Source organism: Oerskovia sp. NPDC056781 (assembly GCF_042789955.1).
Classification (GTDB): Bacteria; Actinomycetota; Actinomycetes; order Actinomycetales; family Cellulomonadaceae; genus Oerskovia; species Oerskovia rustica.
Genome location: NZ_JBHUAD010000181.1, coordinates 1 through 8,251 on the forward strand (window position 1 = coordinate 1; position 8,251 = coordinate 8,251).

Here is an 8,251-nt window from a genome sequence, read left to right on the forward strand (position 1 = left end):
CCCTGAACGCTGTCCCGTGACGCCCTGACCTGCCGGTACGCTCGCGCCGTTCCGACGTGTCCCGGCGCAGCGCGACGACCTGCCGGGACGACGAGGTCCTCGGTGCACACCCGGATGCACAGCAGACACGACGCCCTGCTTCCAGGCATTCCCCAGGAAGAGCCCTCAGGATTGGTTGAACGTTCAACGAGGATGCGAGGGGCCATGAAGAAGACGATCACGCTGACCGTCGGGATCGCGATGCTGTGCGCGCTCCTCCTGCTCGGTGGCACGTGGGTCTACGCCCGCTCGCAGGCCGGCACCGAGGCCGCTCCCCTGTCGCTCGGCTCCGCGGCGCCCAGCGACGAGACCTCGGCCGCGAAGGACAGCGCGGGCTCGTCGGGCTCGTCCGTCGACGGCGTCCGGGACGGCGTCTACGCCGTGGACACCGAGTCCCAGGCGGGCTACCGCGTCGACGAGGTGCTCTCGGGGCAGGACGTGACCGTGGTCGGACGCACGAGCGACGTGCGCGGCGAGGTCACGGTCGAGGGCGGCGTCCTCACCGCGGCGAGCATCGAGGTCGACATGACGACCGTCGAGACCGACGACTCGGGACGCGACCGGCAGTTCCTGCGCATCCTCGACACCGGCGAGCACCCGACCGCGACCTTCGTCCTCACCGCCCCCGTCGACCTCTCCGGTCTGGCGACCGGCACCGCGACGGTCCAGGCCACCGGCACGCTCACGATCAAGGGCATCCCGCACGAGGTCACCGCGACCCTCGAGGCACGGTCCACGGGCGGCGGAGCGCAGGTCAGCGGCTCGATCCCCGTGACGTTCGCCGACTACGGCGTGACCGCACCGAACCTCGGCTTCGTCCAGGTCGAGGACGCAGGAACCGTCGAGATGCTGCTCGAGCTCACACCGTCGGACGGCTGACCGGGTCGCCGCTCGGCGCGGCCCCTCCGGTCGCGCCGGTGCCCTCGGTCCCACCGGCCCCCTCGGCCTGACCGGCCTCCTCGGAGCCACCCGTCCCGAGGCCCTCGCCGCGCGGCGCCGGCGGCAGGTCGGGCAACCCGGCGATCCCGCCCCCGACGCCGTCCGAGCGCTTGCGACCGCCCGCGGCCTCGTCGCGCACGAGCCGCACCCACAGCGCGACCGCGAACGCACCGAAGATCCACCACTGCAACGCGTAGAAGGCGTTCTGGACGTTGACCCCGTTGCCGCCCTCGATCGTGGGCCGGGGCAGGAGGTGGGGACCGCCGTCGGCCGCGGAGAGCTGTGCCGGGTCGGACTCCATGAGCACGAGGTACCCGCCGTAGATCGGGTTGCCCCACACGTTGGCGAGCGCCGCCGAGGAGATCGAGTCGGTCTGCCCCTCGGGCAGCCCGCCGGTCCCGGCGGCCTCGGAGGCCTGGAGGTAGGCGGTGAGCCGCACCTCGCCGGACGGGACCTCGAGGGCCGGGCCGTCCGTCGTCGGGACCCAGCCACGGACGACCGGGACCACGGGCGGGCCGGACAGGTCGGCCCAGGACTCGCCGCCCGTGCCGTCGTCGCTCACACGCAGGGGCGTCAGGACCAGGTAGCCCGTGCGCCCGTCGAGCGCGCGCCCGGCGACGAGGAACTGGCCCTCGGGCTCGTACTCGCCCTCGACCCAGGCCTGTCGGCCCACGAGCTCGCCCGGGAAGGTCGACTGCGGGGGAAGCAGCACGCCGAGCCCTTCGGGACCGGCGGCCTCGGCCTCGGCGATCTCGTGCTGCTCGGCGAGCTCGGCCCGCTGGTAGGCACGGTCGAGCTGCCACACCCCGAGGCGGCCGCACACACCCGCCGCGAGCAGGAAGAGCAGCAGGAAGCCGATCATGCGGGGGCGGCGGGCGACAGCCCAGAAGCCGGGGCGAGAGGAGGCCTGGTCGGACACGACTCCACGGTAGCCGGGCGGGGGTGAGCGGAGAGAATCCCCGACGCCCGACGTGACCCAGACCACTGTCCCGGGCGAGATCGCCCGTCCCGGGACCTCTCGACGCAGCGGTCGGGACCTTCGTCCTTTTCTGCCTCGACCGACGCACCTCACATCTCGTGGGGCCGTCGAAACCATGCGTTGCCCCCATGGATGAGGTTGTATGAAGGTGCCACCATTCCCCGGTACAGCTGGAGCGTGCGATGACTACGACCACCTCGCGTCCGACAGAAGGAACCCCTTGGCGATCCGCCGAGGTCGCCCCCCTCTCCGAGGAGACGCTCGCGCGTGTCGACGGGTGGTGGCGGGCCGCCAACTACCTGTCGGTCGGCCAGATCTACCTGCTGGCGAACCCGCTGCTGCGCGAGCCCCTCACCCGGGACGACGTCAAGCCGCGCCTCCTCGGCCACTGGGGCACGACGCCCGGCCTGAACTTCCTCTACGCGCACCTGAACCGCGCGATCGTCGAGCGTGAGCAGTCGACGATCTACGTCACGGGCCCCGGCCACGGCGGGCCAGGTCTCGTCGCGAACTCCTACCTCGAGGGCACCTACTCGGAGGTCTACTCCGACATCACCCAGGACACCGAGGGCCTGCGCCGGCTGTTCCGCCAGTTCTCGTTCCCGGGCGGGATCCCCTCGCACGTCGCCCCGGAGACGCCCGGCTCGATCCACGAGGGCGGCGAGCTCGGCTACGCCCTCTCGCACGCCTACGGTGCCGCGTTCGACAACCCGGACCTGCTGGTCGCCGCGGTCGTGGGCGACGGCGAGGCCGAGACCGGTCCCCTGGCCACGAGCTGGCACTCGAACAAGTTCGTCAACCCGGTCAACGACGGCGTCGTCCTGCCGATCCTGCACCTCAACGGGTACAAGATCGCGAACCCCACGATCCTGGGGCGCATCAGCGACGACGAGCTGCGCGACCTCATGATCGGCTACGGCCACACCCCGTACTTCTTCACGGGCGGGTTCGACGGCGAGGACCACTACGAGGTCCACCGCCGCTTCGGCGTCCTGCTCGACGAGGTGCTCAACCACATCGCACAGATCAAGGCCGACGCCGCGGCGGGCAACGACGAGCGCCCGGCCTGGCCCATGATCGTCTTCCGCACACCCAAGGGGTGGACGGGACCCAAGTCGATCGACGGCAAGAAGACCGAGGACTCCTGGCGTTCGCACCAGGTGCCGCTCGCGAGCGCGCGCGACACCCCCGAGCACCTGCAGGACCTCAAGGACTGGCTCGACTCGTACCGCGTCCACGAGCTGTTCGACGACGAGGGCCGCCTCGACGCGGACGTCGCGAGGCTCGCACCTCCCGGCACGCTGCGCATGAGCGACAACCCGCACACCAACGGCGGGCTGCTGCTCAAGGACCTGCGTCTGCCCGACTTCCGCGACTACGCGGTCGAGGTCACCGCGCCCGGCGGGGGCATGTCGGAGGCGACGAGGGTCCTGGGCCAGTGGCTCACGGACGTCGTGCGCCTCAACCCGGACAACTTCCGGATCTTCGGCCCCGACGAGACCGCGTCGAACCGCCTGCAGGCCGTCTATGAGGTCACGGACAAGCAGTGGAACGCGGACTTCTTCGGGCCCGACGTCGACGAGCACCTCGCGCGTGCGGGTCGCGTCATGGAGATGCTGTCCGAGCACCAGTGCCAGGGGTGGCTCGAGGGCTACCTGCTGACGGGCCGGCACGGCCTGTTCTCGTGCTACGAGGCGTTCATCCACATCATCGACTCGATGTTCAACCAGCACGCCAAGTGGCTCAAGATCACGAACGACATCCCGTGGCGCCGCCCGATCGCGAGCCTCAACTACCTGCTCTCGAGCCACGTGTGGCGCCAGGACCACAACGGCTTCAGCCACCAGGACCCGGGCTTCATCGACCACGTCGTGAACAAGAAGGCCGAGATCGTCCGCGTCTACCTGCCGCCGGACGCCAACACCCTGCTCTCGACCTACGACCACGTCCTGCGCTCGCGCCAGTACGTCAACGTCGTGGTCGCCGGCAAGCAGCCGGCGCCGAACTTCCTCACCATGGACCAGGCGGTCGCGCACTGCACCCGGGGCCTGGGCATCTGGGAGTGGGCCGGCAGCGAGGTCCCGGGCGAGGACCCCGACGTGGTGCTCGGCTGCGCGGGGGACGTCCCGACCCTGGAGACGCTCGCCGCGGCCGACCTGCTGCGCCAGCACCTGCCCGAGCTCAAGGTGCGCGTCGTCAACGTCGTGGACCTCATGCGCCTGCAGGACGAGAAGGAGCACCCGCACGGGCTCTCCGACCGCGACTTCGACACCCTCTTCACCACGGACAAGCCCGTGGTCTTCGCCTACCACGGGTACCCGTGGCTCATCCACCGCCTGACCTACCGCCGCAACGGGCACGAGAACATCCACGTGCGCGGCTACAAGGAGGAGGGCACGACCACCACGCCGTTCGACATGGTCATGCTCAACGACCTCGACCGGTTCCACCTGGTGATCGACGTCATCGACCGCGTGCCTTCGCTGCGGTCGAAGGCGGCAGGTCTGCGCCAGAAGATGGTGGACGCCCGCCTCGAAGCACGGCAGTACACGAGAGAGCACGGCGAGGACATCCCCTCGGTCCGTGACTGGGTGTGGCCCGACGCGGGCGACACCGCGACAGAAGGGAGCGGCCCGTCGTACGACGCGGCCGCCGCTACCGGAGGCGACAACGAGTGACCAGCACCGCCCGATCCATCTACCTCGCCTCACCTGAGGGCGAGACGGGGAAGTCCACGATCGCGCTGGGCGTCCTCGACCTGCTGACCCGTCGGGTCCAGCGGGTCGGGGTCTTCCGGCCCGTGACGAGGACCGCCCCGAGCTCCGTCGCGGGGGCCACCGCCCCCGTCGAGGGGGCCGGTTCCGCCGCCGCACCCGGCTCCGCGGACCGCGACTACGTGCTCGAGCTGCTGCTCGCGCACGACGGCGTCGACCTCACCTACGAGGAGGCCATGGGCGTCACGTACGACGACGTCCACGCCGACCCCGAGGCGGCCCTCGCCCAGATCGTCGCCCGCTACCACGACGTCGCCAGGCAGTGCGACTTCGTGGTGATCGTCGGCACGGACTACACCGACGTCGCAGGCCCGACCGAGCTCGCGTTCAACGCCCGCATCGCGGCCAACCTGGGCGCCCCGGTGCTCCTGGTCGTCTCGGGCCGGGACCGCACGCCCGAGGCGATCGCGAACCTCACCGAGGTCAGCGTCAACGAGCTGCGCTCGAACCACGCCCAGCCGATCGCGGTCGTCGCGAACCGGTGCCGCCCCGAGAGCATCGAGCAGGTGCGTGCGCAGCTCACGGCGATCACGCCCGAGGGTCAGGGCACCCACTCGGCCTCGGGCTCGCTGCCCGGGTGGGCCATCCCCGAGGACCCGTTCCTCAACGCCCCGACCGTGTCCGCGATCATGGAGGCCGTGGGCGGCCGGCTCGCGCTCGGCGACCCCGAACTGCTGGGCCGCGAGGTCCTCGACCTGCTCGTCGGGGCCATGTCGCTCGAGCACCTGCTCGAGAAGCTCGTCGACGGCGCCGTGGTCATCACGCCGGGCGACCGCAGCGACATCCTCATCGGCCTGCTCGCCGCGCACCAGGCGCGCAACTTCCCGTCGCTCGCGGGCATCGTCCTCAACGGCGGCTTCTACCCGACGGACTCGACCGGTCGCCTGGTCGAGGCCCTCGACCCGAGCCTGCCGATCATCCGCACCGACCTCGGGACCTTCCGCTCGGCGAGCGCCGCGTCGCGCGTGCGCGGTCGGGTGTCCAAGGAGTCGCAGCGCAAGGTCGACACGGCGCTCGCGCTGTTCGAGCAGAACGTCGACGGCGCCGCGCTCCTCGCGGGCCTCGACGTCCCGCGCCCCGAGGTCGTCACGCCGCTCATGTTCGAGTACGAGCTGCTCTCGCGGGCCCGCGCGGACCGCAAGAACATCGTGCTTCCCGAGGGCGACGACGACCGCATCCTGCGCGCGGCCTCGACCCTGCTGGGCCGCCAGGTCGCCGACCTGACCATCCTGGGCGACGAGCAGTCGATCCGTGCCCGCGCGACCGAGCTGGGCCTCGACATCGACGCCGCGACCGTGATCGACCCGCACGACCCGGAGCTCGTCCAGCGCTTTGCCGAGGAGTACACGAAGCTGCGCGCCCACAAGGGCATGACGGTCGAGCGCGCGCGCGAGATCGTCCCGGACGTGTCCTACTTCGGGACGATGATGGTCCACCTGGGGCTGGCGGACGGCATGGTCTCGGGCGCGCGTCACACGACGGCGCACACCATCAAGCCGTCGTTCGAGATCATCAAGACCATGCCGGGCGTGTCCGTCGTGTCGTCGGTGTTCCTCATGTGCCTCGAGGACCGTGTCCTGGTCTACGGCGACTGCGCCGTGAACCCGGACCCGACCGACACCCAGCTCGCCGACATCGCCATCTCGTCGGCCGCGACGGCGCTCCAGTTCGGGATCGACCAGCGGGTGGCGATGCTGTCGTACTCGACCGGCGAGTCCGGCTCGGGCGTCGACGTCGACAAGGTGCGCTCCGCGACCGAGATCGTGCGCAGCCGCCGCCCCGACCTGTTCGTGGAGGGCCCCATCCAGTACGACGCCGCGGTCGACGCGTCCGTGGCCGCGTCCAAGATGCCGGTGTCGGACGTCGCGGGCAAGGCGACGGTGTTCATCTTCCCCGACCTCAACACGGGCAACAACACCTACAAGGCGGTGCAGCGCTCGGCGGGCGCGATCGCGGTGGGACCCGTCCTCCAGGGCCTCAACAAGCCCGTGAACGACCTCTCGCGCGGTGCCCTGGTCCAGGACATCGTCAACACCGTGGCCATCACGGCCATCCAGGCACAGGCGGGCTCGACCACCGAGCCCGGCACGAACGGAGCACCCGCATGACCGTCCTCCCGGAGCACGAGCGCTCGAACCCGTACTCGGCGTACGGCGCGCACGGCTCGGTCCTCGTGATGAACTCGGGGTCGTCCTCGCTCAAGTACCAGCTCGTCAACCCGGTCGGCGGCGAAGCCATCGCCGCGGGGACCATCGAGCGCATCGGCGAGTCGAACGGCGTCATCAAGCACCGTTTCGCGGGCAACACGACCACGCGCGAGGAGCCCGTCCGCGACCACGCCGAGGCGCTGCGCATCGCGCTGTCGCTGTTCGACGAGGTCGGGCCGCGGCTCGCCGACGCCAACGTGTACGCCGTGGGTCACCGCGTCGTCCACGGCGGTGCCCAGTTCTCCCGTCCCGTCCTGGTGGACGACGAGGTCGAGCGCCAGATCCTGGACCTCGCTCCGCTCGCCCCGCTGCACAACCCGGCGAACGTCACGGGCATCGCGGTCGCCCGCGAGCTCCTGCCCGACGTCCCGCACGTCGCGGTGTTCGACACCGCGTTCTTCTCGTCGCTGCCCGAAGCCGCCTCGACCTACGCGCTCGAGAAGGAGACCGCGAAGAAGTACGGGGTGCGCCGGTACGGCTTCCACGGCACGAGCCACCACTACGTGTCGGGCAAGGTCGCACGCGTCCTGGGCCGCCGGCTGCAGGACCTCAACATCATCGTGCTGCACCTCGGCAACGGTGCGTCGGCCTCGGCCGTGCGCGGCGGCATCGCGGTCGACACGTCGATGGGCCTGACGCCGCTCGAGGGCCTGGTCATGGGGACCCGCACCGGGGACATCGACCCCGCGGTGATCTTCCACCTGGCCCGCAACGCGAACATGTCGATCGACGAGCTCGACGACCTGTTCAACAAGCGCTCGGGCATCAAGGGCATCGCGGGCGAGAACGACTTCCGCGCGCTGCACGACCTCATCGCCGCGGGCAACGAGGACGCGAGGCTCGCGCTCGACGTGTACATCCACCGGCTGCGCAAGTACATCGGCGCCTACATGGCCGTGCTGGGTCGCATCGACGTCATCGCGTTCACGGCCGGTGTGGGCGAGAACGACGACATCGTGCGCGCCCAGGTCGTCGAGGGCCTCGCGGGCCTCGGCATCGCGGTCGACCCGGAGCGCAACGCGGTCCGCAGCAAGGAGCCGCGCGTCATCTCGCCCGACTGGACGAGCACGCTGGTCATGGTCGTGCCGACCATGGAGGAGCTCGCGATCGCCCGCCTGAGCGTGGAGATCGTCGAGGAGACCGAGAAGGCCGGGAAGCCGGTGACGTTCCCGCCGGCAGCATCGGCAGAGCCGGCAGCGTCGGCCCCGGAGCCGTCCGCCCACGCCGAGCCGGCAGAGCCGGAAGCACCTCAGGAGTCCTGACCTCCCCACCGCCGTCGTCGCGCACCCGAGCACAGCGCGACGGCACGTGCG

At 70.9% G+C, this 8,251-nt stretch carries 5 protein-coding genes; 4 read left to right on the plus strand and 1 reads right to left on the minus strand.

The window, feature by feature from the left end; genetic code table 11:
* Nucleotides 1–204 precede the first annotated feature (204 nt).
* Nucleotides 205–918, plus strand: a complete 714-nt coding sequence (locus tag ACFRCR_RS14255; protein WP_377678415.1) for a YceI family protein — start codon at nucleotides 205–207, stop codon at nucleotides 916–918.
* Here the strand turns inward: ACFRCR_RS14255 and ACFRCR_RS14260 are convergent.
* On the minus strand, nucleotides 899–1,897 hold the full coding sequence (locus tag ACFRCR_RS14260; RefSeq protein WP_377678416.1) for an SURF1 family protein: 999 nt from the start codon (nucleotides 1,895–1,897) through the stop codon (nucleotides 899–901). The genes ACFRCR_RS14255 and ACFRCR_RS14260 overlap by 20 nt on opposite strands.
* Before the next feature lie 242 nt (nucleotides 1,898–2,139).
* Between ACFRCR_RS14260 and ACFRCR_RS14265 the strand changes: the two genes are divergently transcribed.
* The 3 genes from ACFRCR_RS14265 to ACFRCR_RS14275 are packed head-to-tail and all read left to right on the plus strand — an operon-like array spanning nucleotide 2,140 to nucleotide 8,200.
* Nucleotides 2,140–4,635 carry a phosphoketolase gene (locus tag ACFRCR_RS14265; RefSeq protein WP_377678418.1) on the plus strand — a complete coding sequence of 832 codons (2,496 nt, stop codon included), beginning with the start codon at nucleotides 2,140–2,142 and terminating at the stop codon, nucleotides 4,633–4,635.
* Nucleotides 4,632–6,839: a phosphate acetyltransferase gene (pta, locus tag ACFRCR_RS14270; RefSeq protein ID WP_377678420.1), complete on the plus strand. Its 2,208-nt coding sequence runs from the start codon at nucleotides 4,632–4,634 to the stop codon at nucleotides 6,837–6,839. Before ACFRCR_RS14265 ends, pta begins: the two co-directional genes overlap by 4 nt.
* Entirely contained in the window at nucleotides 6,836–8,200 is a 1,365-nt protein-coding gene (locus ACFRCR_RS14275) for an acetate/propionate family kinase (protein WP_377678422.1), read from the plus strand. The genes pta and ACFRCR_RS14275 overlap by 4 nt, the downstream gene beginning before the upstream one ends.
* The last annotated feature ends 51 nt before the right edge of the window (nucleotides 8,201–8,251 follow it).

Coding starts and splice junctions, on each gene's coding strand:
- ACFRCR_RS14265 (WP_377678418.1), top strand. CDS start 2,140: ATGACTACGACCACCTCGCGTCCGACAGAAGGAACCCCTTGGCGATCC.
- ACFRCR_RS14275 (WP_377678422.1), top strand. CDS start 6,836: ATGACCGTCCTCCCGGAGCACGAGCGCTCGAACCCGTACTCGGCGTAC.
- ACFRCR_RS14255 (WP_377678415.1), top strand. CDS start 205: ATGAAGAAGACGATCACGCTGACCGTCGGGATCGCGATGCTGTGCGCG.